This window comes from Streptomyces sp. NPDC001270 (genome assembly GCF_042896695.1).
GTDB lineage: Bacteria > Actinomycetota > Actinomycetes > Streptomycetales > Streptomycetaceae > Streptomyces.
This window is the reverse complement of sequence record NZ_JBIAXM010000019.1, coordinates 122,852-147,164: the sequence shown is the minus strand read 5'-3', so window position 1 is coordinate 147,164 and position 24,313 is coordinate 122,852. Positions and strand designations below refer to the sequence as shown.

15 protein-coding genes are annotated in these 24,313 nt (G+C 72.5%); 4 read left to right on the top strand and 11 right to left on the bottom strand.

Annotation, left to right across the window (positions count from 1 at the left end; translation table 11 throughout):
- Positions 1-317 precede the first annotated feature (317 nt).
- Positions 318-1,106 (top strand): SDR family NAD(P)-dependent oxidoreductase, encoded by a 789-nt coding sequence (locus ACFY2B_RS29195; protein WP_390766046.1) that lies wholly within the window; start codon positions 318-320, stop codon positions 1,104-1,106.
- Positions 1,107-1,209: 103 nt separating this feature from the next.
- Positions 1,210-2,073 carry an SMP-30/gluconolactonase/LRE family protein gene (locus ACFY2B_RS29190; RefSeq protein WP_390766045.1) on the top strand — a complete coding sequence of 288 codons (864 nt, stop codon included), beginning with the start codon at positions 1,210-1,212 and terminating at the stop codon, positions 2,071-2,073.
- A 116-nt stretch (positions 2,074-2,189) separates the two neighbouring features.
- Here the strand turns inward: ACFY2B_RS29190 and ACFY2B_RS29185 are convergent, their stop codons facing one another.
- From ACFY2B_RS29185 to ACFY2B_RS29140, 10 genes are all read right to left on the bottom strand, one after another.
- Complete coding sequence (locus tag ACFY2B_RS29185) at positions 2,190-2,999, bottom strand: NAD-dependent epimerase/dehydratase family protein (RefSeq protein ID WP_390766044.1); 810 nt, start codon at positions 2,997-2,999, stop codon at positions 2,190-2,192.
- Positions 2,996-7,084: a hypothetical protein gene (locus tag ACFY2B_RS29180; protein WP_390766043.1), complete on the bottom strand. Its 4,089-nt coding sequence runs from the start codon at positions 7,082-7,084 to the stop codon at positions 2,996-2,998. The genes ACFY2B_RS29185 and ACFY2B_RS29180 overlap by 4 nt, the downstream gene beginning before the upstream one ends.
- Positions 7,081-7,989 carry a carbohydrate ABC transporter permease gene (locus tag ACFY2B_RS29175; RefSeq protein ID WP_390766042.1) on the bottom strand — a complete coding sequence of 303 codons (909 nt, stop codon included), beginning with the start codon at positions 7,987-7,989 and terminating at the stop codon, positions 7,081-7,083. Before ACFY2B_RS29175 ends, ACFY2B_RS29180 begins: the two co-directional genes overlap by 4 nt.
- Complete coding sequence (locus ACFY2B_RS29170; RefSeq protein WP_390766041.1) at positions 7,986-8,885, bottom strand: carbohydrate ABC transporter permease; 900 nt, start codon at positions 8,883-8,885, stop codon at positions 7,986-7,988. The genes ACFY2B_RS29175 and ACFY2B_RS29170 overlap by 4 nt, the downstream gene beginning before the upstream one ends.
- Before the next feature lie 29 nt (positions 8,886-8,914).
- On the bottom strand, positions 8,915-10,270 hold the full coding sequence (locus ACFY2B_RS29165) for an ABC transporter substrate-binding protein (RefSeq protein WP_390766040.1): 1,356 nt from the start codon (positions 10,268-10,270) through the stop codon (positions 8,915-8,917).
- A 23-nt stretch (positions 10,271-10,293) separates the two neighbouring features.
- Positions 10,294-11,565: an enolase C-terminal domain-like protein gene (locus ACFY2B_RS29160; RefSeq protein ID WP_390766039.1), complete on the bottom strand. Its 1,272-nt coding sequence runs from the start codon at positions 11,563-11,565 to the stop codon at positions 10,294-10,296.
- Positions 11,566-11,705: 140 nt separating this feature from the next.
- Positions 11,706-14,600 (bottom strand): hypothetical protein, encoded by a 2,895-nt coding sequence (locus ACFY2B_RS29155; protein ID WP_390766038.1) that lies wholly within the window; start codon positions 14,598-14,600, stop codon positions 11,706-11,708.
- 19 nt (positions 14,601-14,619) lie between these two features.
- Positions 14,620-16,398: a glycoside hydrolase family 36 protein gene (locus ACFY2B_RS29150; RefSeq protein WP_390766037.1), complete on the bottom strand. Its 1,779-nt coding sequence runs from the start codon at positions 16,396-16,398 to the stop codon at positions 14,620-14,622.
- Positions 16,399-16,651: 253 nt separating this feature from the next.
- On the bottom strand, positions 16,652-17,692 hold the full coding sequence (locus ACFY2B_RS29145) for a LacI family DNA-binding transcriptional regulator (protein ID WP_390766036.1): 1,041 nt from the start codon (positions 17,690-17,692) through the stop codon (positions 16,652-16,654).
- Between the two features lie 827 nt (positions 17,693-18,519).
- Positions 18,520-19,548 (bottom strand): LacI family DNA-binding transcriptional regulator, encoded by a 1,029-nt coding sequence (locus ACFY2B_RS29140; protein ID WP_390766035.1) that lies wholly within the window; start codon positions 19,546-19,548, stop codon positions 18,520-18,522.
- 187 nt (positions 19,549-19,735) lie between these two features.
- Between ACFY2B_RS29140 and ACFY2B_RS29135 the strand changes: the two genes are divergently transcribed.
- Positions 19,736-21,922 carry a hypothetical protein gene (locus tag ACFY2B_RS29135; protein WP_390766034.1) on the top strand — a complete coding sequence of 729 codons (2,187 nt, stop codon included), beginning with the start codon at positions 19,736-19,738 and terminating at the stop codon, positions 21,920-21,922.
- 127 nt (positions 21,923-22,049) lie between these two features.
- On the opposite strand, the gene ACFY2B_RS29130 is transcribed toward ACFY2B_RS29135, so the two are convergent.
- Positions 22,050-22,700: a TetR/AcrR family transcriptional regulator gene (locus ACFY2B_RS29130; protein ID WP_390766033.1), complete on the bottom strand. Its 651-nt coding sequence runs from the start codon at positions 22,698-22,700 to the stop codon at positions 22,050-22,052.
- A gap of 79 nt (positions 22,701-22,779) precedes the next feature.
- Between ACFY2B_RS29130 and ACFY2B_RS29125 the strand changes: the two genes are divergently transcribed.
- Positions 22,780-24,294, top strand: a complete 1,515-nt coding sequence (locus tag ACFY2B_RS29125) for an FAD-dependent monooxygenase (protein ID WP_390766032.1) — start codon at positions 22,780-22,782, stop codon at positions 24,292-24,294.
- Positions 24,295-24,313: the final 19 nt, after the last annotated feature.

Below are 24,313 nucleotides of genomic sequence, written 5' to 3'. Positions count from 1 at the left end.
CTCCCGGACGTCGGCGCCCGGCTCGACCGCACGCGTTCAGCGCGCGAACTCACTGCTCGGCCTCGCTCGTCGGCAGCCGGGCGCGCGGCCCGACGGGTGGTCGCACACGAGACGGGGACGCTGCCCCAGGGCGGCCGAGGAGCGGACCGAGCACACACTAGCGGGCCGAGACAACGTTGTTTAGAGTGAGGACGGCGCCACCGGATCGCAACCGTCTGGCCCTTCGGACGCGGTGGTCATGCCCCGTGCCCCGCCCGTCCCAGCCGCCCCGTGCCCCGCACGGTGCGAGGCCCGTGCGCACACCTAGGGAGTGGATCGTGGCGGAGTTCGACGGCAAGGTGGCGATCGTCACCGGTGGGCTCAGCGGCATCGGACACGCGACCGCTCGGCTGCTCGCCGCGCGGGGTGCGACGGTCGTGGCCGCCGGTATCGCGCCGCGACACGGCGGTGCGGCCGAGCCGTTGCCGTCGGTGGTGGAGTGCGTCGAGACCGACGTCACCGACGAGCGGGCCGTCGCCCGGCTCGTCGCCCATGCCGCCCGCAGTCACGGCGGGCTCGACATCCTGGTCGCCGCCGCCGGGATCCAGCGCTACGGCACCGCGGCGGACACCGGCGCCGATGAGTGGAACGAGGTCCTCGCGGTCAACGTCACCGGCGCCTTTCACGCCGTCAAACATGCGTTGCCGCAGCTCAGGGCGCGCGGAGCGGGCTCGGTCGTGATCGTGTCGTCGGTCCAGGCATTCGTCACCCAGACGTCCGTCGCCGCCTACACCACCAGCAAGGGAGCGCTCAACGCGCTCGCCCGGTCGATCGCCGTCGACGAGGCGAAGAACGGGATCCGGGCCAACGCGGTCTGCCCCGCCTCGGTGGACACCCCGATGCTGCGCGCCTCGGCCCGGACCTTCTCGGACGGCAGCAACCGGGGCGCCCAGGCACTGGTGGAGGCGTGGGGCGGGATGCACCCGCTGGGGCGGGTGGCGCGGCCCGCGGAGGTCGCCGAGGCGATCGCCTTCCTCGCCGGGGACCGGGCCAGTTTCATCACCGGTGTGTCGCTGCCCGTGGACGGCGGCCTGCTCGCCAACGCCGCGGTGGCGCTCCCCGACTGAGCGCGGGCTGCCCGTCCCACCGCACACGGCGCACCCACTCCCAGGCGGCCGTGGAACCTGAGACGACGCCCGAGACAACGCCTGAGACAACGGAGGACTCCGGATGACGGCAGAGGTCGCGATCCCCGCGAGAGCGCGCGTCGGCGAAGGACCGGTGTGGGACGCCGGAGCCCGCCGGCTGCACTGGGTGGACATCCCGGCGGGACACATCCACACCAGCGACCCGGTCACCGGCCGCACCACCAGCCGGTTCCTGCCGACCCAGGTCGGTGCCGCGGTGCCACGGCGCGGCGGGGGCTTCGCCGCCGCGACGGCCGAGGGGTTCGCCTCGGTGGACGCCGACGGCACGGCGACCGTACGGCTCGCGCTCCTGCCCGAGGGCGAGCGCATGAACGACGCGAAGTGCGACCCCCGCGGCCGGCTGTGGGCCGGGAGCACCGCGCTGGACTTCGCCCGCGGCAGGGGCGCCCTGCACGTCCTGCTGCCCGACTGGACGAGCCGGGTGGTCCTCGACGGCCTGGCCCTGCCGAACGGGCTCGGCTGGAGCCCCGACGGGCGCACCTTCTACCTCGCCGACTCCGTCGCCGGGGAGGTCTGCGCCTTCGACACCGATCCGGGCGACCCCGTCCCCGGCGTCCTCGGCCGGCGGCGCACCGTGTTCCGGCTCCCCGGGCACGCCGGGATGCCCGACGGCCTCACGGTCGACGCGGCCGGGTGCCTGTGGGTCGCCGTGTGGGGCGGGGACCGTGTCGTACGCGTCTCCCCGGACGGCGAGTTGCTCGCCGAGGTCCCCCTGCCCGTGCACCAGCCGTCCTCGTGCGCGTTCGGCGGCCCCGGCCTGGACGTCCTGTACGTCACCTCCGCCCGCGAGGGGCTGGCACTCCCCCAGGACGACCCGGCGGGTTCCGTGTTCGCGGTCGGCGGGACGGGTGCCGTGGGGCTGCCGTCGACGCCGTTCGCCGGCTGACTCGGCCGGGAAGGGCGGGGAAGCCGCGTGCTTCGCCGCCCTCCGGGACAACGTTGCCTCGACTGGTGCGGCGCGTCGGTGGGCATCGGCTTCCTCCGCCGCGGTGGCGCGCCGGTTCAGCCGAGCGGCACCGTGCAGAAGCCGCCGCCCACCCGGTGGTTGCGCGGTTGCGCCGGATCGTAGGCGGTGGTGCCGAGGACCGCGGCGGCGTACCGCTCCGCGTCGTCCTCGGGGCGGTAGCCGACGGCCTCCGCCTCCGCCAGGGACCACCAGCGGCGGGTGTTGCCGGAGATGCCCCACAGGACGCGGAAACCGGCGGGCCCGGCGCTCAGACATGCCTCGACCAGCCGGGCCGCGTCGCCCGGCGACAGCCAGACGGCCAGGTCCTCCGGGGTGAGCGGACGCGGCCGGAACGCACCGATGCGCAGGCAGGTCACATCGATACCGAACCGCGAGTGGTAGAGACTCCCCAGGGCCTCGCCGGCGGCCTTGCCCACCCCGTAGTAGGTGTCCGGGCGGGGCGGCACGTCCGCGGGCAGGAATCCGTCGACCGTGTCGTCCCGCGTGTGGAACCCCGCGGCATGGATGCTCGACGCGAGCACCACCCGTGGCACGCCCTGCCGGTACGCCGCCTCCAGCACCCGCAGCGTCCCGCCGATGTTGGTCTCGGCGATCCGCTCCCAGGGTGCCTCGCCCGCGAGCCCGCCCAGGTGGAGCACGGCGTCGACGTCCCGGCAGGCCGCGCCGATCGCCTCCGGGTCGGTGAAGGACGCCCGTACCGCCTCGGCGTCCTCCCCCGGCGCGGGTGGCCTGATCTCGGCGATGTCCAGCAGCCGCAGGGTCCGGCCTGTCCGGGCCAGCCGCGGCCGCAGCTCCCGGCCGATCCGGCCGGCGGCTCCGGTGACCAGGATCCGCTGCCGGGTCACGGTGTCCGCTCCGGACGGTCGGCGAGCGCGGGCAACGGCGGGGGCGGGGCCTGCTCGTCGTAGGGCGGCGGGGTGGTGCCGACGGGAGCGTAGGGGGGCCGGTGGTAGGTGTGATCGCGGCGGAAGCCGAGTTCCGTGGGCGGGTACCAGTGGCGCCAGCTGTGCGGATCGGTGTCCACGGGGGCCGAGCGGGGGCCCACGCCGTGGCCGTTCTCCGCCGCCACCGCGTACTCGTGGACGATCGCGCCTCCTTCGTGCGCCTCCCTGTCCGTTTCCCGGGCCCGCTCGGCCCGTTGCCGGACGGTCGCGTCCGCCGCGGCGGCCTCCGGGCCGGTGTGTCCGGGGACGGTGCCCGGGACGTCGTCGACGTGCCGGAAGCCGAGTCCGGCGAAGATCTCGCGGTAGGCGTGGTCGCCCTTGCGGCGCCGGTAGAGCCGGTAGCGGCCGGCGCCCAGTACCTCGCCCCAGGTGAGGGTGACCGTCCCGGTGCCGAGCCGGAGCCGGAGCCCGTCCGGTGGCTGGGGCGGCCCGCCGGTGACGTACACGGGGTGGTCGGCGCTCGGCTCGGCCCGGCGGTCGTCGTTTCGGGAGACGACGCGGACGTGGTACTTCTGCCCGTCGGTGAGGCCGGTCAGCCGGACGGGGCTCCGGGGCACCTCGGCGGCCGTCGTCCAGGCGGTGTCGCCGTCCGTGCTGAGCTGCACCAGGTGGCTCGTCGCGGCGGCCGAGGCGGTGAAGTGCACGATCGCGCCACCGCGGACGGCTTCGGTGCGGACGACCCGGGCGGGCATCGGCTCCGGCTGCCGTCCGGTCAGTTCCCAGCGGTGGCGGCCCCGGGGCAGCCGCACGGTGAGGGTGTCCGCGCCGACGGTGGTGTGCGGTGCCCGCTCACCGTCGATGTGGAAGACGGCCGCGGGGTCGAGCCCGCCGGTGATCCGCAGGGACACCGAGGTGTCCGCCGCCGCGTGGTAGACGCCCCGGCTCTCGGCGGGATGCCGGTCCCGGTAGCCGAGGCCGATGGCGAGTGCCGTGTCGTCGGTGGTCAGGAGCACGTCCGGCGTTCCCACGGCGCTGCCGGAGAAGAGCGCCAGCTCCCGCCGGCCGTCGTCGAAGACACGGATCGCGCCCGCCGTCCCGGAGAACCGCAGCCCGTTCTCGGCGAACTCGGCCGACCGCGGCAGGAGATGGGTCGCCGCCTCGTACCGGAACACGTGGTCGAGGCTGTGCGGGGTGCGGATCCGGGCCCCCCACGGTGTCGTCCGCTCGGGGTCGACGCTCAGGTCGTCGCGGTGGCTGACAACCGCGAGGGTGTTGCCGTTGTCCCCGTCGGCCCTGCCCTCCAGGCGCACTCCGCGGGACCCGTCGGTCGCCCAGGAGCCGTCGAGGGCACCGTCCGTGCGCACCCCGCGCACCACGTGGATGAACGGCATGCGCTCGGCGAGGTGGTCGAAGCTGTTGGCGTCGTGCCCGGTGGCGCCGGTCAGTACGGACCACGTCCACACCATGCGCTGGTTCGGCGCGAACGAGTCGTAGGTGACGAGGTAGTCGCTGCCCATCAGCAGGACGCTGCGGCTGTGGTAGAGGCCGCCCACGGGGCCGTCCGGGTCGGAGGTGATCTCCGCGTACTGGGCGCCGCCCAGGTCGTGGAGCGGCGAGTCGAGGGTGTGCGGTCCGATCGACCGGTAGGCGCCGTCCTGCCAGATCGCGCACGAGGTGGCGAAGGTGGCGTCGGGTGCTCTGCGGTCACCGGCGTCCTCCGGGCCGTGGCCGCTGTAGGAGCGGCCGGCGGCGTAGTAGTAGAGGTGTCCGCAGCCGTTGCCGTCGGCGACGCCCCAGCGGTAGTTGGGGCCGCGGTCCACCTGCTGGAGGAAGACCGCGACCTCACCGGGGCGGTCGACGTCCGCGCGGAGCGTGATGCCGTATCCGGTGTACTTCGTGCTGGTCAGGTGCGGGTTGGTGCCCTGGTTGCCGGCGGTCTCCACGAGGCCGCGCCAGGGGTCGGGGGAGCCGGGCGGGGTGTCGAGCCGACGGGCGGCGGCGTCGCTCGCCCACAGCAGGTGTTCGGCGAGGAGCGGCCGGTAGCGGCGCAGGGCCTCGCCGAGCAGCCGCAGTTCGACGGGTGGGCGCCGGGGCCAGAACGCGTGCGCCCCCTGGGCGGGATGCAGTCGCCGCCGCTCGCCGTTCGGGGTGGTGTCGACCGGCGCGGTCAGGGCGTTGACCAGCCAGTCGCCGACCGCGGCCAGCTCCGGCGTGGCCAGGCGGTTGTGTCCGTCGGTGAGCCGGCCGAGGGCGTTCGCCTGGGTGACGGGACGCAGGAAGGCCCAGACGTAGGTGGCCAGGCTCTCGGTCCAGCGGCCGGGCCGGGCGCCGCGCGTCGGCAGCGCCGGGCGGGTGTGGAAGACACCGGCCAGTTCGACGAACTTCTCGAACTGGGCGAGCCATTCCGGTGCCGCCTCGTGGTCGGGGTAGAGCCAGGCCAGGCAGGCCGGTGCCGCCTTGGCGTCGGCCAGGAAGTTGGGGTGGCCGCCGAGCATCCGGCGCAGCGGGCCGATCTCCTCGCCGGCCGAGACGTAGGCCGTCAGCAGCAGCAGCGCGTCGACGCGGGCGCGTTCGCCGGGTGCGAGGCGGTCGGCGAACCGGTCGTAGCCGTCGAGCAGCCGGTCGTGGAGCGGACGTCCGCCGATGTTCAGGTACCCGGGGTGTTCGTTGACCCCGTGGGCGATCAGCCGTGGGCCGCCGGATCCGGTGAACAGCGCGGCGGTGAACTCCTCGGGTGAGCGGAACTCGCCCTCCCGGCACAGCCGTCGGGGCCGCCTTCCGGTGTAGTTGAGCTTCCAGTCCTTGACCCGGTCCAGGCTGAGGGTGCCCTGCCAGTGGTGCAGGAACCGCACCCGGGTGGACGGGTGGGCCATCGCGGGCGGCTGGGCGCGCAGGACGTCCAGGTCGCGTTCGTGGTCGTAGAAGGCGATGGCGGTGCGGCGGGTGCCGGAGCGCAGGGGCCAGGTCCAGCGCAGCACTCCGTCGTGGCGGAAGTGGATCTGGAGGGTGTCGGCCGAGGCCCAGGACGCGTAGGTGCCGTCGTCCCAGTGCGCGTGGTCGCGGATGAAGACGCCCATCGCGTCGCCGCCTGCCGCGTCCCAGAAGGTGGCGTGCGGCCGGACGTTCCAGGCGTGGCTCGGCGCGTAGGGCCCGACGGTGAAGGCCATGTCGGCCTCCGGGCGTTCGGTACGGCCCGGTCCGGAGAACGAGGGGTCCTCTCCGCTGTCGCCGAGGACGATCGGCTCGTCGATGCCGAGCCAGTGGTACAGCTCGTGCGCTCCCGGATCGGCGTGGTCGGCGGGCGACTGCGAGAGCGGCCAGGTCGACGAGAAGCGGTGACTCGGCGCGGTGCCGTCCCAGCTCAGCTCCCAGGCGGCCCGCGCGGCCTCCGGCAGGATCATCTCCTCGGACAGCTCGACGTGGTCGCAGCCCGCGAGGCAGCGGACCGTCGCCGTGCAGGAGGCTCCGCTCAGGAACCGGTAGCGGATCTCGTGGGTCGCGAACAGCGGGCCCGCCTCGACCCGGCGCACGTCCAGGCGGGCGAGGCGTTCGGTGCCGCAGCGCAGCACGGACGTCCCCACCCAGCCGTGTCCGCGGTCCAGTTGCCGTACCGGCCCCGGCACGGCTCCGTCCGAGTGGCGGCCCGCGGCGGGCAGCCGGATCCGCAGCGGCCCGCCGTCCACGACGAGGCCGTCGCCGTCCTCGTCGGTCCGCACCGGGTGCGGGACGTCGGCGAGCGGCAGCGACTCGTCGGCGCACAGGGTGACGTCGTACGACCCACCGGACGGCAGTTCGGCGAAGAAGCACACCACGGCGAAGGCCAGCCGGCCGTCCGTCAGGGTCGCCTGGGAGAGTTGGAACGGCACCGGCCGGCCGGCCGCGTCGACGAGCCGGAGCTGTTCGGCGCGGACCGCCGGGACGGCCCAGCGGACCGGGTGGTGCAGCAGCGTCCTGGGCCAGGCGAACTCCGGGTGGTGCAGCGCGTCGGCGAACCGGAACCGTACCCGGTCGCCGTCCGCCGGCCAGTGCGTGACCGTGGCTGTCACGACGCGTCTCCCTTCCCGGCACCTGCACCGGCACCGGCACCGGCGGCAGGCGGGCCCGCGGTGACGCCCTGGGTGCCGAACGCGGCGCCGCCGGCGACGCCTTCCACCAGATAGCGCTGGAGCAGCACGAACAGGAGCAGGATGGGTGCGGCGACGATGAAGGTGCCGGCCGCGATGAGCGGCCAGTTCTGCGTGTACTCGCCGAAGAAGGAGTAGAGACCGCGGGTCACCGGCCACAGGGCCGCGTCGGAGAGCATGACCAGCGGCAGGATGAGGTTGTTCCAGGCGTGCACGAACCCGAAGATGGCGAACGTGGCCAGGGCGGGCTTCATCTGGGGGATGACGATGGTGAAGATGAACCGCACATAGCCACAGCCGTCCAGCGCGGCGGCCTCGTCGATCTCGCGGGGGATGCCCTTGATGTACCCGACGAAGAAGAAGAACCCGGCGCCGGACAGGCTGGTCAGGACCAGGTACCCGGCCATGCTGTCGTACAGGTGGAGCGAGCGGGCCTCGATGAACAGCGGGATGAGGCCGCCGGGCAGGAACCCGGAGAAGATGAAGAACGTGTACACCAGGTTGGAGCGTTTGAAGTAGCCGCGGGAGACGGGGAAGGCCAGGAAGACGCCGAGGATCAGGGTGACCGTGTCGGGGATGATCGCGTAGACCAGGCTGTTGATCATCTGCCGTCCGAAGTTCCCCTGTTTCCAGGCGGTGGTGAAGCTCTCCGTGGTCCAGGGGTCGGGCAGGCCGGTGGGGTTCTGCAGGAACCCGGTGTACGTCTTGAACGCCTGGAGCAGCATGTACACCAGTGGCAGCGCGAACAGCACGGCGGCGATGGAGAAGCAGAGCAGGTTCACACCGGCGGCCTTGGCCGTCCGGGTGGACGGCGCGCGGGTCTTCACAGCGAGATCTCCCGTCGGCGCAGGGTGAACAGGAGGCCGCCGCCGATCACCACGGTGAGGCAGAACTGCAGCATGGCGAGCATGGAGCCGTAGCCGAGCTGGCTGTCACCGCCGAACGCCGACTGGTACATGTACAGGCCCAGGGTCTTGGTTCCGAAGTTGCCGCCGGTGAGGACCATGAGCAGCGCGTACTCGCCGAGGGTGCCCATGGCGGTCAGGAACACGGTCACCGTGGTGGCGGGGGCCAGCAGCGGCCAGGTGACGTGCCGGAACACGCGCAGCCGGCCCGCGCCGTCCATGGCCGCCGCCTCGTAGACCGAGGGCGGGATGTTCCGCAGCCCGGCGATGTAGATGAGCATCGAGTAGCCGGAGAACATCCAGACGTTCACGAGGATCACCAGGGGCAGCGCCAGGGTGCCGGAGCCGAGGAACGAGGACGTGGTGCCGAAGATGCCGTGCACGATCTTCTCCACCGGGCCCGAGTAGGGGTCGAGCAGGAGCGAGAAGACCGCGCCGACCACCGCGACCGAGAAGATCTGCGGCATGAAGATGATCGCGCGGTAGACGGTGTACGACCGTCCGGGCCGGTTCAGCAGCAGGGCGAGCCCCAGTCCGCACGCGGTCTGCAGCACAGTCACACCGAGCACGTAGACCAGGGTCACCCGGACCGCGTCCCCGACCACGGACGACAGCGAGGTGAAGGCCGCCGAGTAGTTGCACAGGCCGCAGATGTTCAGTGGGGTGCCCGGGAGCCCGGAGTACCGGGTGAACGAGTATCCGATGGTGGCGAGCGACGGGTAGAGCCCGAACAGGAGCCACCCCGCGCCCGGTATCGCGATGCTGGCCCAGGGGATGAACCGCCGTGTCCGTCGCGTGCCGAAGGGGCAGCGTGCCACTCCGGGCCTCCTTTCCGAGGGTGCGGCCGTTAGTCGCCGACCGACTTGCGGTAGGCCGAGGCCGAGCGGGACAGGACGGTGTCGATGCTGTCGCCGCCGACCGGCGCCAGCTTGTAGAGGTCGGGACCGGCGGCGTCGAGGGGTGCCCCGGCCGGGACCCAGGGGTTGGTGAGCTGCGGGAAGGCGTCGTCCATGTGGGTGTTGAGCCAGTCCATCCACGGCAGGCTGGTGTTCTTCAGCGCGGGCTGGGTGGAGATGGAGCCGGTCGACGCCAGCCACTGCTGGTAGTTCTCCGGCTTGGAGAACAGGGCGAGCCATTCCATGGCGAGGTCCTTGTGGGGTGCCGTGGTGGGCACGACCCAGGTGAGGTCCGGCTTGAACGCGACCCGGTTGTCCGCGGCTTCGTCGGTGCCGGGCAGGGTGAAGAAGCCGATGTTCAGCTTCGGGTCGGCCTGCTGGATGGTCAGCCCGTCCCAGGAGCCGTCGAGCAGGAACGGGTAGTCGTCGGTCTTCGCGGCCCAGACGCCGGGGGCGGTCTGCTGGGACACGCCGGCGGCGCCGGGCTCGATGTACCGCATGACCTTCTGGTGCCGCCGCGAGATCTCCTGGTAGACGGGGTCGGTCCAGGACTGGGTGCCCTTCCAGAAGGCGGTGGCCCGGTCCTCGGACACCTGCACGGACTCGGCGGGCCGGTGCCCCTTCATGAGCAGTTGGTTGGCGACGCCCTGCCACACGCCGCCGTGCATGCCGTCCTTCGCGGACACGAAGATCGGTGTGACCCCGGCCTTCTTGAGCGTCTCGCAGGCGTCCAGGAACTCGTGGAACGTGGTGGGGACGGACAGGTGGTATTGGGCGAGGAGGTCCTTCTTGTACCAGAGTGCGCCCGCGCCGACGTACTCGGCTGCCATCACGCCGTACACGCCGTTCCTGTGGCCGACCGCGGCGGCCTGGACCGCCGGGTCGTAGTTCTTCATGAACGGCTGGTCCTTGAGGTCGGTCAGCTGTCCCGACGCGATGAGGGCCGCCGCTCCGCCGGGTTCGAGGTCGGTGTAGTCGGGTGCGAAGCCCTGCTGGGTGGGGGCGAACTGGGCGAGCACGTCGACCGACTTGGACTGCAGCATGCTGTTCCACAGCTGCTGCCAGGCGGCGTTGGCGGTCGGCGCGGTCTGTAGTCTGACCTTGACCCCGGGGTGTTCCCTCTCGAACTGGGCGTTGAGTTTCTTGGTGAACTCGACCGCTCCGGGGTTCGTCCACTCGGCGACGGTCAGCGTGACGTTCCGCTGCGCTCCGCCGCCCGCGTCCGAGGCCGGCGTGGTGCAGCCGCTGAGGACGACGGCGAAGGCCGCGGTCGCGGCGAGGATCGTGGCGGGTGTGCGGGTTCTCATGGGCGTGCTCCTTCGGACGTCGGTCAGGGGCGTTGCAGGGCGCCGTCGGCCCGGCGCGGGGGACGCCACGTCCGACCGGGGGCGGGTGACCGGGGCGGGAACGTCCGGGCCAGGCGTTCGTCGAGGTCGATGCCGAGCCCGGGTTCGGCGCTCGGCCACAGGTGGCCGTCGCGGATCTCCGGGCAGCCGGGGAACACCTCGCGCACGGCCGGCCCGAACAGATGCTGCTCCTGGATCCCGAAGTTCGGGGCGGCGAGGTCCAGCGCGAGGTTGGCGGCATGGCCGACCGGCGAGACGTCGCCGGGCCCGTGCCAGGCGGTCCGTACGCCGAACAGTTCGCAGGCCGCCGCCAGCCGCCAGGCCGGGGTGATGCCGCCGATCGCGGAGATGTGCACACGGATGAAGTCGCACAGCCGTTCCTGGACGACGGGCCGGTACTCCGCGGGGTTGGTGAACAGTTCACCGATCGCGATCGGCGTCACCGACTGGGCGCGCAGGATCCGCAGCCACTCGATGTCCTCCGGGGCGACCGGATCCTCCAGGTAGAACAGGTCGTACGGTTCGAGGTCCCGCGCGATCCGCACGGCGTCCGTGGGGTGGACGCGTTCGTGCACGTCGTGGATGAGTTCGACCTCCGTGCCGACCTCCTGCCGCAGGTGCTCGAACAGCCCCCCTACGGTGCGCCGGTAGGCGGCGGGGTCCCAGGCACCGGGGGTCAGCGGCGGAAGGGCCCCGGCGGGGGCGTCGGCGGCCGGCGCTCCGTAGGTGCCGGCGCCGGGGACGGCGACCTGGCAGCGCACGTGCCGGTAGCCCTGGGCCATCAGGTCCCGTACCTCGTCGGCGGTCTCCTCGGCGTCCCGGCCGGCCGCGTGCGCGTACAGCGGTACGGCGGTACGGCACCGGCCGCCGAGGAGTTGCCACACGGGCAGACCCGCCTGCTTGCCCTTGATGTCCCACAGCGCCATGTCCACCCCGGACAGCGCGTTGTTGAGCACCGGGCCCGAGCGCCAGTAGCCGCTCACGTGCAAGGTCGCCGCGATGTCGGTGATGTCCGCGGGGTCCCGGCCGATCAGCTGGGGTGCCAGGTACTCGTCGACCGCGGTGGCGACCGCCGCCGCCCGCTGGGTGAAGGTGGCACAGCCGAGTCCGTACAGACCGGGTTCGTCGGTGTCGACCCGGACGACCACGAGTGTCGTGCCGGCCGGCGCGGTGAGGATCGTCCGGACCGCGGTGATCCGGACGCCGGACGGCTGGGCCCAGGGCGGCTCGGCGGGCTTGTCGGTGGTGTCGCTCACGGATATGGCTCCAGAGGGTGAGAGGCCGGTCACCGCCCTCGGCCGGGGCGGCGGTGAGGGGGGACGTGGATTCCGGCCGCGGGCCGCGCCCCCGTCGGCTGGGGCACGGCGGCGCTTTCCGGCCCGTCCCGGCGAAACGCTCAGCGTCCGATGCCCCAGCGGGTGTCGACCCGTCCGCCGGTGAACTGCGCGCCCGTGCCCCAGAACGGGGCGAAGTTGTAGCAGCCCGAGGCGGGAGGCGCGGACTGCGTGGTCCAGTAGGTGGCGCCGCGGCCGGTCGTCCCGGAGTCCTGGACCTGGACGGCGAAGGTCATGGGGGTGACGCCTGCGGGCGGTGCCTTCTTCACCGCCGCGGCCAATTCCGGGAGTTGGCTCCAGGCGAGGGCGATCTCGTACCTGGTCAGCCCGGCGCCGTCGGCCCGGGAGACGAGCACGCGGCCCTCGGTGCCGGCGGCCGGCTGGGCGTCCATCGGGCCGAGCGGGGTGGCGAGCGGCGCGTTGGTCGGGTAGTAGGTCTGGTAGTTGGTGCCGGGCGCCAGTTGCCGGTGCAGTTCGGACCGGCCCCCGCCGGCCAGCGTGGCGACGAACAGGTGGGAGACCGACCGCAGGCACTTCTCGTAGTGCAGGTCGCCGGCCAGCAGGTCCTCGGTCTTGTCGGCGACGGCGTCGAAGGCGAGCTGGATGCTGTCCGCCTTGAACGGGAACTGGTACGCATCGGCCGGGAACGGCGGGTTGGACACCTGGGCGTCGTCCTCGATCAGGGCCCTGACATAGAGGAAGGCGTCGTCCCAGGCGGCCTGGAAGGTGTAGGTCCTGGTGTCACCGGCCGCGGACACGTTCGTCATCGTCACCGGGAGGACGTCGTTCCACTGGCTCGCGCTCCCCCCGACGGTGATCTGCCGGAACGGGAGGTAGGCGACCTGCACGGTTCGCGACCCCCTCTGGTGCAGGCCCGGGCGGCCCGGCACCATGACGTCGTAGCCGATGGCGTAGCGGTTGTGGTCGTCGAGCCGGTACCGGGTGACGGGGAAGGAGACGACGCGGGACTCGCCGGGCCGGAGCCCGCCGACCGGTACGGTGCGGCGGTCGGTCTGCCAGCCGTCGGGCGGGGTGAGGGTGATCAACGCGTCCGTGGCCCCGGGCGACACGTTCTCCACGCGGACGTCGATGGTGCTGGTCGGGTCCAGCGGCTTCACGAAGGGCAGCGGGCTGACCTGGAACGGGGCGTCGTAGTCGAACCGCGCGCCGTCGGTCAGGGTGTGCTTGAGCGCTTCGGGTGTCAGGTCGGTGTCGAGGTAGACGACCTCCCACGGTCTCAGGGTCAGGGTGACGCGGCGCGACGTGCCGTCCGTGAGCCGGCGGCCCAGGTGGTCGTAGGCCCGGATGCCCCGGGCGTCGTCCAGGGTGAGGGTGCCGGTGTGACCCGCGTCCTGGTGTTCGTCGGTACCGTCGTAGAGCTGGTCGGCGTAGACCGCGGCCCTCCCCTTGCCGTCGGCACCGCGGAACAGGAAGCCCCAGGTCGACTTGGCGTCCGGGTACAGCTCGCCGAGCAGTTCGCAGTCTTCGAGCAGGTTCGTCATCGTGGCGTAGGCGACGACCGCGGGCAGCGGGGTCCTGGTCGTCACGTCGTAGATGTTGAATTCGTCCCCGGAGTACCCCTTGTCGTAGGACAGGGAGAACCAGAAGATCCGGATGGGTGACCGCTCCTCGGCGCCGGCGAGCATGTGCAGCAGATAGGTCGGGGCCAGCGTCCGGGCCACTGCGTAGTCCGCCTCTTCCCGCGGCAGGTCCGCGAAGTTGTAGCGGGTGGCGGTGCCCAGCTCGGTCTGCCACTGCCCGGCCCGTCCGTGCGTCCGCGACCAGAGCTTGTCCATCTTGATCTGCGTCTTGGTCATGGCGTACTGGGTCGCGTCCGGGTAGCCGTAGGCGTGGTTGACCGAGCCGTCGATGTATCCGGTGTCCTTCGAGCCCTGCGCGTAGACGATGTCGCGGTTGTACGAGACCGAGCCGCCGCCGATCAGGTTGACGTGCGGGTACTCCGGCTTCACCCGCTCCCAGATCAGCCGGCACATGTCCCGGTAGTCCTGCGCGTCGCCGGTCTTCCAGGTCCAGCCGTGCACCCACGGCTCGTTCCACAGCTCCCAGTTGGTGACGAGGTCCTGGAGCGGGGCGATGGCGTGGTAGACCATCTCGACGTGCGCGGCCATGTCCTTGGGCCGGTTCTGGTACAGCTTGAGCGGCTCGCCGTTGGGTCCCGGCTGGACGTTCCACGACATGTTGTAGTTGATGCCGCCGAGGGTCTCGATGCCGTGCCGGTGCCATTCGGCGATCTCGGCCCGGGCCGCGTCGATCCGCGGCTGCTGCCAGAACACGCCCCGGGCCGGGGACACGAGGTCCGGCTGGACGGCGTCGATGCCCCGCGTCCACTTCACGCCGATGCGCTGCGCGATCTGTTGGGTGACGGCGGGGGTGGACTCCGGGCGGATGCCCATGCCGAAGACCGACTGCGGGCGCCGTCCCTCGGCCGCGGGACGGATCACGCCGAGACCGAGGGTGTCGGCGAAGAGCCGGGTGCCCGCGTCGTCGGTGACGGTGGCGGTGACCGTGTAGTGGTCCGGGTCGAGGGATCCGAGCGGGATGGTGACGGTGCCGGGGGTCCCGGCCGCCGCGGTGAACGTCTCGGTTCCGCCGCGCAGCGGTTCGCCGAGCCGGGCCGCTATCGACCAGGTTATGGTCCCGCTCGTCGCGGTGGGGTTGTTGACGGTGACCAGCAGGTCGGGCGTCGCGGGGCTGTCGCCGCAGACCGGGTAGAGACCGGTGGGGTCGGAGAAGGCGACGGTGACCGGGGACGCGGCGGACGCGGCGGCCGGGCTGCCGGCCGCGGTGGCGGCCAGGGCGCGCGGAGCCAGGGCACCGCCGGCGGTGACACCGAGGGCGGTGGCCGCGCCCAGGCCGACGAGGGTGCGGCGGGACAGCTCGCCGGGCGCCGGCGATGCCGTAGTGGTGCGAGGACGTCGTTCTTGGCTGTCTGACACGAGCGGACCTCTCCAAACGTCAGCGCGGGAATTCCCCGGACGACACCGGCCTGAGCACACCCAGACCGGACGGGGGGACGGGTATCGGGTTCGGGCCGGGAAGCAGGGTCTGCACGGCCGACCCGGCGGGCCGGCCACAGGCGTCGTACGTGTCGCGGTGCACCTCGACGGCGGACCTGCCGACGTCGACGAGCACGTGCGCGGCGGCGGTGGAGTTGACGAGCGCGGCCTCGGTGAGACCGTCGAGGTGCAGTGGGGCGCAGCGGTGTTCGGCGTACCAGGTGAGCACGGCCCGTCGTCCGTCGCTCGCGCTCACCGTCTCGTAGAGCTGATCGGGGCGTCCGGCTCGGAGTTCACCCTGAGTGAGGACGTCGCGGTGGTCGCGCCAGAATCCGAGCCAGAACGCCGTCATCGCGCGGTGCTCCGCGGTCAGTTCGGCCAGCCTGACGGAGATCTGAGGTGTCGCGTACAGGGCGGAGTGGAGTTGCCGGGCCGCTGTCCGCGCGGGGGCGCCGGGGTCCCACATGAGCATGTCCGAGTGGACGGACCCCCTGGTCGCGACGGCGCGGAGGTCGAGGGTCCGTACCCGGTTCGCCGTCGTGTCGGCCGGGCAGTCGCCGGCCCGCAGCAGGTTGCCGAAGCCGAGCATGCCGGGGCCCGTGTAGGGCTGGCGGAGTTCGACGAGCAGATCGTCGCCGCGCAGTGAGCGCAGCCGGTCGCGCAGTTCGGTCAGGAGCCGGTGCAGCGCCGGGCCGACGTCCGGGCCGGGCGGGCCGCCGTGCTCGTCGGCGTAGGCCATCGCGAAGTCCAGGAAGTCGATCTTCAGTCCGTCCAGGCCGTACCGGCCGACGAGTTCGGCGCAGGAGTCGACGACGAACCGCCGTGCCTCGTCGCGCCGCGGGTCGAGAACCCGGCAGGACAGCCTGGGGACGGCGTGCGGGGCGATGTCGCGCAGCCTCCGGTACGCCTCGGTTTGCTCGCCCAGGAGCAGCGGTGCGATCCAGGCGACGTAGCGCAGGCCGAGGCCCTGCACGGTGCGGACGTGCGCGGCGAAGTCGGGGAACTTCGCCGGGTCCGGCGTCCAGTCGCCGCTGCCGGAGTAGCCGGGGCCCTGGGCGCGCGACTGCCAGCCGTCGTCCAGCAGGAGCACCCCGCAGCCCGCCTCGGCCGCGTGCCGGGCCTCGGCCTCGACCCGCGCCGCGTCCACCTCCCGGTGCAGCGAGTACCACGTCGAATAGGCCGGGGTGCGGGCCGCCTCGGGCACCGGGAGCGCGTCGCCGGGCGCGAGCGCCGCGGTCAGGGCGCGCAACGCGTCGGCGACGGGCTGTCCGGCGGCCCTGACCCGGATCCGGCAGTGCTCGTCCGGGGCCAGGTCCATGGCCAGCCAGACGCCGAAGCGTGCCGATTCCTCGTGGACGCCGAACCGGATCCGGGTGGTCGCGGTGACCCGGTCGGCCGCGAAGGCGAGCAGGGCCCGGCCCGCCGAGTCGTGGAGGCAGCCCAGCGGCGCCGAGTCGACGAGGCCGACGGCGCGCCAGGGGCTCGCCCAGTCGGCGGTGAGGTGGCGGTCCCAGCCGGCCGCGGGGTGCCAGTAGCCGACGGCGTCGCCCAGCGGAACGTCCAGGCGGAGCACGGTCGTCGTCGCGGTCCCGGCGGCCGGCAGATGGATCACCGCGCCGTCCGCGTCCTGCTCGAGATCGGGGCGCGGCCCCTCGGTCAGCCGGCTGACCGCCACGCCGTGCGCGTACACCGTGTCATGGCCGGCCCACAACCGCGCCAGATCCATGAAGTCCGCCATCGCCGTTCCTCTCCGAGGTGCGGGCCTAGACAAGGACAGTGAGACAAGAGCAGTGGGACAAGAGCAGTGAGACAACGTTGCCTCTGACGGCAAAAGACCCCAAGGCGGTTGATATCAGCAGAATTAGAAGCGCCGGATCACACCGCCGGGCGGCCCGCCCTGTCGCCCTTCGGGGGCCAGTCGTGAACCATAGCCATCCGAGACAACGTTGCCTAGAGCTTCGACAAGCTCCGTGCCACCGCCTGACGGTGGATCAACTCGCCGCAGGCGTGCCGGAGGTGCCGCGCTCGACCAGCGTCGTGGGGACCACGACCGTCCGCGGCCGGGACTTGTCCCCCGCTATCCGTTGGAAGAGCAGCTCGGCGCCGATCCTTCCGATGGCGCGGACGTCGTACGACACGACGGTGAGCGGACGGGCCATCAGACCGGCGGTCTCGAAGTCGTCGAAGCCGATCACGGCCACGTCCCGCCCCAGCCGGTTGAGCGCGCCGAGGGCGGCGAGCGTGATCCGGTTGTTGAGCGCGAACAGGGCGGTCGGCGGCTCGGTCCCGGCGAGCATCGTCCCGACCGCCGCCTCGGTCTCCGCCAGGGTGTGCAGGCCGTATCTGATCAGGTCGGGCCGGTAGGGCAACCCGCCCCGTTCGAGGGCTTCTTCGGCGGCCGCCAGCCGTCGCGCCATGGGGTGGATGCTCAGCCAGTCCGACAGCACGCCGATCCGTTCGTGGCCGCGTTCCACCAGGTGCTCGATCGCGGCCCGCGCGCCCGCTTCGTTGTCGATGAGCACGGTGTCGGCGCGCAGGTTCGTCGGCGGGCGGTCGAGGAAGACGGCCGGGATGCCCATCTCGATCTCGGCGCGCAGATAGGCGTGGTCGGCGGTGCTGCCCGCCGGGACGACCAGCAGCCCGTCCACCCGGTTCTCGCACATCCGCAGCAGGAGGCGGCGTTCCCGTTCGGCGTCCTCCTCCGAACTGGCGGTGATCAGCAGCGTGTCGTTCTCCAGGGCGCACTGCTCGACGGCCGCGGCGATGCCCGCGTAGAACGGGTTGGCGAGGTCCTCTATCAGCAGTCCGACCGTCGCCGAGGTGCTGCGCGAACGCAGGTCGCGGGCCATGTTGTTGCGGCGGAACCCCAGCCGGGCCACGGCGGTGAGCACCCGCTCGGCGAGTTCCGGGTCGACGGACGAGACTCCGTTGACCACGCGCGAGACCGTCTTGAGGCTGACACCGGCCTCGCGGGCGACATCGACCATCGTGGGACGCCGCGGCCTGGCGGTGCTCGGCCTCGGTGTGGTCATGGACGGAACGCTCCTCTCGGCGCACGGCGCCAAGAGGCCGCCGAGGTCGTCTCGCGGACGACCCTACGGCCGCCGGGGCCGCGAAGGTCACCCTACGCCATGCCGACCACCGCTCTGACGGGTCCGAATGCCCTGCGTGCGACGGGTCCGGGGCCGGTTCGGACCCTTTCTGTAAGGGCCCGTTCCGCCCCGGCCCGGCCGTCCCGGACGGGCGCGTCACCCGCGGCGCGCACGGGTCCGCCGGACGCCGGTGCGAGCGGTCCGTCGTCCGCGCCTGCCGCCGCACGGGTCCGTGCGTGTGGGGGTTGCCGGGCCGCGAACCGGCCCGTCCGCGCGAACCCTCCGGGTCCTCGGAGCCCAAAGCGACACGGCGGTGCTCCGGGGCCTCCCCGTACGGGCGGGCCGGCCCGGTCCGTGGGAACTCCCGGACGCCGGACACCCTCGGCAGGTCCGGTCGCTCCCGGGTCCCGGCGTCCGCCGCAGGCGGCGACCGGTACCTGTCGGCGTTCGTGCCCGGGCCCGGCGTGGAGAACCGGGTCCGGCTCCCGGCCGAGTCCGCTCCGGCGCGGGTCCCGTCGGCTTCCGGGCGTCCGGGCGGGGCGTCCGGGTGTCCGGGGCCGGTTGCGCCAGGAAGCCGGCTGCCACCGGAGCGGTGGCAGCGGGAAGCCGACCGGCTACGTCCGTAGCCGGTAGCGGCGGGGAGCCGACTGCGGCCCGAGCCGGTAGCACGGGGAAGCCAACTGCGGCCGGGCGCCCGCCCGTCGGGACCTCTGATCGCCGGACCTCCGGCCGTCGGGCCCGTGGTCGGCGAAGGCCAGCTCCCGTGGTCAGTCCGCCGGGCGGGGCGGGGCGGTCGACGCGCGCACCTTCAAGGTGCTCGGCACGACGTTCTCGCGCAGCGCCGGCGGACGTCCTTCCAGGAGGTCCAGCAGGATCCGCGCCGCGCGCCGGCCCACCTCGACGCTGTGCGGGCTGACACTGGTCAGCGGCGGGTCGACGAGTTCCGCGGCGGCGGTGTCGTCGAAGCCCGCGACCGAGACGTCACCGGGCACGGCCAGTCCGTCCTCCCGCAGCCGGCGCAGCACCCCGAACGCCATGCCGTCGTTGAACGCGAAGATCGCGGTGGGCGGCTCGGGCCGGGCCAGCAGCCGTCCGGCCGCGGCATGGCCGGACGCCGTGGTGAAGTCGCCGCTCTCCATCAGGTCGTCGGGGAGCGGACGGCGCGCGTCGGCGAAGGCGCGGCGCAGCCCGCGCAGCCGGGCGGCCATGGCCAGCCGGTTCTCCGGCGGCCCGCCCACGATACCGATCCGGCGGTGTCCGAGGGCGAGCAGGTGCTGGACGACCGCGTAGGCCCCGCCCTCGTCGTCGGGGTGGACGCAGTGCAACTGCTCGTCGGTGTAACCGATCACGATCGTGGGATAGCCGGCCGACCGGAGCGCGGGCAGCGCCTCGCCACCGAGTCCGGCCTCCACGAGCAGGCCGTCGACCTGGCGGCGCCGGGTGAAGCGGCGGTGGGCGGAGGCCGCGTCGTCGGGCTCCTCCCGGGTGGACAGGAGCATGCCGTAGCCGCGGGCGGCCAGTTCCTGGTCCGCGCCGCCGACCAGACGGATCAGGTGGTCGTTGGAGAACGCGAAGTCGGGGTTGTGCGGGAGGACCACGCCGACCACCTCGGTGCGTCCGCTCGCCAGGGCGCGGGCGCCCGCGCTCGGCCGGTAGTCGAGCCGGCGCATGGCGGCGAGCACCTTGCTGCGGACCTCGTCGGTGACCGTGGGGTCGCCGTTGGCCACCCGGGAGACGGTCTGGTGGGAGACCCCTGCCTCGGCCGCGACGGTGCGCAGGGTCGGCCGTTGGGACACGCGGAACCCCTGTCCGTGATCGCTCACTTGAAGTCCTCCGCATCATAAGGATCACGATCGTCCCTTTGGAAGGCGGTGCACATGGATTGACGCGTCTCGCGGCGGGTTCTAGCTTCAACACAGTCACGTGAACGGTCACTTGCCTTTGATCAGCCGGAAGCGGCTCGCCGAACAAAGGATCCTGATCATGAGCGACAGGAAACCGGACCGGAACCTCCCCGCATCCGGCAAGGGTGCCCTCACCCGTCGTCAGGCGCTCGCCTACGGAACGAACGCCGCGCTCGCCGTGGGCCTGGCCGGTGCGTTCTCCGCCGGGGGTGCCGCCACCGCGGCGGCCGCACCCGGCACCGCGCGGACGGACCTCGCCGGGCCGGCGGCGGGTGCCTCCCCGGCCGCCACCACGACGGGCGTCGTCACCTCCTGGATCGGGAACTCCTTCCCCGGGGCCACCGAATGGGTGCAGGACTTCGTCTTCGACATCGCCGTCACCGCGGACGGCACGGTCTACACGGTCAGTTTCTGGGACGAGGGCGGCAACTACGCGGGCATCTACAAGGACGGGCACCTCGTCGGGAACTGCAAGGGGGCCAACGGCGACGCGGTCGCGGTCAGCGGGTCGTACGCGTATCTGTCCGTGGGCAACGGGCTGACCCGGTTCAACCTCAACGGCACCGGCACATCACTGACGTTCGCCGTGGGCAGCCCGCCGGCCGCGGCAGCCGCGTCGGCGACGCAGGTGGTGGCCACCGACCGGGTGGCAAACCAGGTGAAGGTCTTCGACGCGGCCACCGGGACCCTGCTGCGCAGTTGGAGCGTCAACCAGCCCGGCGCCGTGGCGATCGACGCCGCGGGGGGCATCTGGGTCGTGGAGAACATCACCCGCGACACCGGCGACGGGCACTTCTGGCACGTCGATCCCGCGCGGCCGGCCCGCGTCCTGCACTTCTCCAACACCGGCGGCGCGCTGCCGGGAACCATCAGCGGACCGTCCAAGGACTGGATCCCGACCTCGCTGGCGATCGACGTCCACGGAGACCTGCTGGTCGGCGACAACGGCCCGCTCCGCCAGGTCCACACCTACGGAAACCTGTCCGGGACTCCGGTGCTGTCGCGCAGCCTGGGCCAGGCCGGCGGCGTCGGGGCGGGCACCCCGGGCCGGAACATCGCCGACAAGTTCTTCGGGATCAGCGGGGTCGGCGGCGACTCGGCGGGCAACGTGTACGTGGCGACGTGCGAGTTCGGCTCGTGGATCCGCAAGTTCGACCCGACGGGCAGTCCCGTCTGGCAGCTCATGGGCTGCGCGTTCGTCGACGCCGCGGACTTCGATCCGCAGTCCGACGGTCTGGACGTCTACACCAAGCAGTGCCACTTCCGCCTTGACGTCGGCAAGCCGCCGGGCAAGGACGCGGCCCTGCGCGGCTACTCGCTGGACTCGGTCAAGTACCCGCAGGACGCCCGGCTGTTCCTGACCGGACACCAGCACCATGCGGCCTCGCCGTTCCTGGTGCGGATGAACGGCTCCCTGTACATGTACGTCACCGGGATGTACTGCTCGCACCTGCTCGTCTACCGCTTCGAGGGCGAGATAGCGAAACCCTCGGGGGCCTTCTTCAAACAGCACTGGACCGGCGACGACCCGAGTTGGCCGCCGTACCAGCCCGAGAAGGGCCAGTGGATCTGGCGCGACATGAGCGGGAACGGCGCGTTCGAGGCCGGGGAATACCTCCAGCCGGGCACCGGGCTCAACTCCCCCGGCAACTGCTGGGTGTGGTTCGTCGACACCGACGGCGACGTCTGGGAGGGCGGGGACCGCGATCTGCGGCGCTACCCCCTCCAGGGCTTCGACGGCCAGGGCAACCCGGTGTACGACTACGCCAGCATGGTGACGATCCCGCTGCCCGCGCCGTTCACCACCGTCCGCAGGCTGCGCTACGACCCGGTCACCGACGTCATGTATATGTCCGGCTACACGCCGACCGCCCCGTTCGAGAACGCCTACTGGAAGGAGGCGGGCAAGGTCCTCGCCCGCTACGACCGCTGGAGCACCGGCAATCGCACGCCGACCTGGACCATCCAACTGCCCTGGGACACCTCGACCACGCCGCTGGTGACGACGGTGGGGCTCGCCTGGGCGGGAAACTACGTCTTCAGCGTGGGCGTCCAGACCCGCGGCAAGGTCTGGGTCTTCCGGGCCGGCGACGGGGCGGCCGTGGGCACTTGGGTCCCGGACGGCACCGTCGGCGGGGCCGACCGGACGGGGTGGGTCGACATTCCGTACGGCGTCTCGGCGGTGCGGCGCTCCACCGGTGAGTACCTGGTGACCGTCGAGGAGGACCTCTTCAACAAGGTGCTGGTCTACCGCTGGGTGCCGTAGGACCGGACGGGACAGCCGGCCGCGCCCCGCCCGCCGACCGGTCCGCAGGCCGAAGGCCGGTCCGGCCCGCCGGCCGGCGTCGCCGTCTGCCGTTCGGCGTCGCCGTCTGCCATTCGGGGGCGGCCCGTCACCGCCGCCGGGTCGGTTGCCGCAGTCCGTTCTCCAGCAGCGCGAACGCGTGTTCCGCGTCGGCCACCGCACCCGGGTAGCGCGCGTCGGCCGATTCTCCGTGGGCGAGGCGTTCGGCGTTGTCCCCCGCCAGGGCCCACTGGACCCCGACGATCTGGACGGCGGCCAGCCGCGCCGTGAGTTCCGGGATGCCGGACGTCTCCCGCAGGGCCTCGGCGAGCGCGCGTTCGGCGCCCGCCTTGAACCGCTCCATCCGGGCCACCAGTGAGGGCGTGTCGAGGATCATCCGGGTGAGGGTGCGCACCTGGGGATGATCGTTGAGACCGGTGATGGGGTCCCGTTCGCGCAGCCCGTCGAGGAAGTGCTCGCGCAGTGCGGTCAGCGCGGCGGTGCGCGGCGGCCGGGCCCGTACGACGCGTGCGGCTTCACTCTCGTGGTCGGCGAGGCGGTGCACCACGAGGTCTTCCTTCGAGGGGAAGTAGGCGAAAAGCGTCCGTTTGGACACCTCGGCCGCCTCGGCCACCTGGGCCACCGAGACCTGCTGGAAGCCGTGTTCGAGGAACAGCCTGATCGCCGCGTCGGAGATCGCCGCGTGGGTCCGCTGCTTCTTCCGCTCCCGTAGCCCTGGCTTGCCGTCCACGGCATCCATCGTAGCAGACAGCTACCCCGAGGGAATTTCTACACCTGGTATACATTTCCTCTCAGGCGAGAGATGAGGAGGAGCGACGGTGGTGGAAGGTGTGTCCGCGGTGGCGGAGAGCACGGCCGAGGTGGTCGTCGTGGGTGCCGGTCCGACCGGGCTGACGCTGGCGTACGAACTGGCTCTGGCCGGGGTCAGGACCCTGCTGGTGGAACAGTTGCCCCGGCGCGTCGAGCAGGTGAAGGGCGGCGGGATCCAGCCCCGTACCGCCGAACTGCTCGACTCGCGCGGGCTGCTGGAGCCGCTGCTGCGGCGGGCCGTGCCGCGCGATCCGGTGGGCGGGCATTTCGCGGCCCTGCCCGTGCCCTTGGACTGCACACCCTGGCGGACCCGGCATCCCTTTCCGATCGCGATCCCGCAGTGGGAGATCGAGGAGGTGCTCGAAGAACGGGTGGTCGCGGCCGGCGCACGGGTGCTGCGCGGCGCCGCCGTCTCAGGGGTCGAACCCGACGCCGACGGTGTGGTCGTGACCGCGGACGGCCTGCGGGTGCGGGCTCGTCACCTGGTGGCCTGCGACGGCGGTCACAGTACGGTGCGAAAACTGCTCGGGCTGCCGTTTCCCGGCCGGCCCGGGACGCACCAGGCGGTGCTGGCCGACATCCGTCTGTCCGCCGTGTCGCCGCTGGTGCCCCGGCAGATCGGGCACATGAGCAGTCTGACCCGTCGTGCGGGCGGCCACTGGGCCATGCTGGTCCCGCTCGGCGGTGACCGGTACCGGATCACCTTCGGGCACGCCGAGCAGGCGGACACCGCCCGCGACACCCCCGTCACCCGCGAGGAGATCACCGCGGCGCTGCACGCCGTGTACGGCGAGCAGACCGTTCTCGGCGCCGTGGAAAACTCCTCGCGGTTCTCCGACGCCACCCGGCAACTGGAGCACTACCGCGTGGGCCGTGTCCTGTTCGCGGGCGACGCCGCGCACATCCACTCGCCGCTGGGCGGCCAGGGTCTCAACCTCGGCATACAGGACGCGTTCAACCTCGGCTGGAAACTGGCCGCGGCCGTCCAGGACCGGGCGCCGAACGGCCTGCTGGACAGCTACCACGACGAACGGCATCCGGTCGCGGCGCAGGTCCTGCGGCACACCTCGGCACAGCGGGTCCTGGCCGACGCGAACCCGAGCGAGGACGTGGCCGCCCTCCGTGACATCGTCACCGACCTGCTGCGGCTGCCCGACACCAACCGCCATCTCGCCGGGCTGATGTCCGGCCTCTCGCTGCGCTACGACCTGTCCGGGGACCATCCGCTCACCGGACGGCGCATGCCGGACGCCGACCTGGTCACCGACGCCGGTCCGGTCCGGCCGGCGACGCTGTTCGGTTCGGGCCACGCGGTCCTGCTGGATCTGGCCAGGACCGTCCCGGCCGGCCTCCGGCTCCCGCCACGGGTCGACCTCGTCCGCGCCAGGTGCACCGAGGATCTGGGCGCCACCGCCCTGCTCGTCCGTCCCGACGGGTACGTCTGCTGGGCCGCGGACGGCTCGGCCGCCGACGGGGACGCCCTGCTCGCCGCGGTCGCCGGCTCCCTCACTACGGCACGCTGACACCACGGCACGCCGAGCG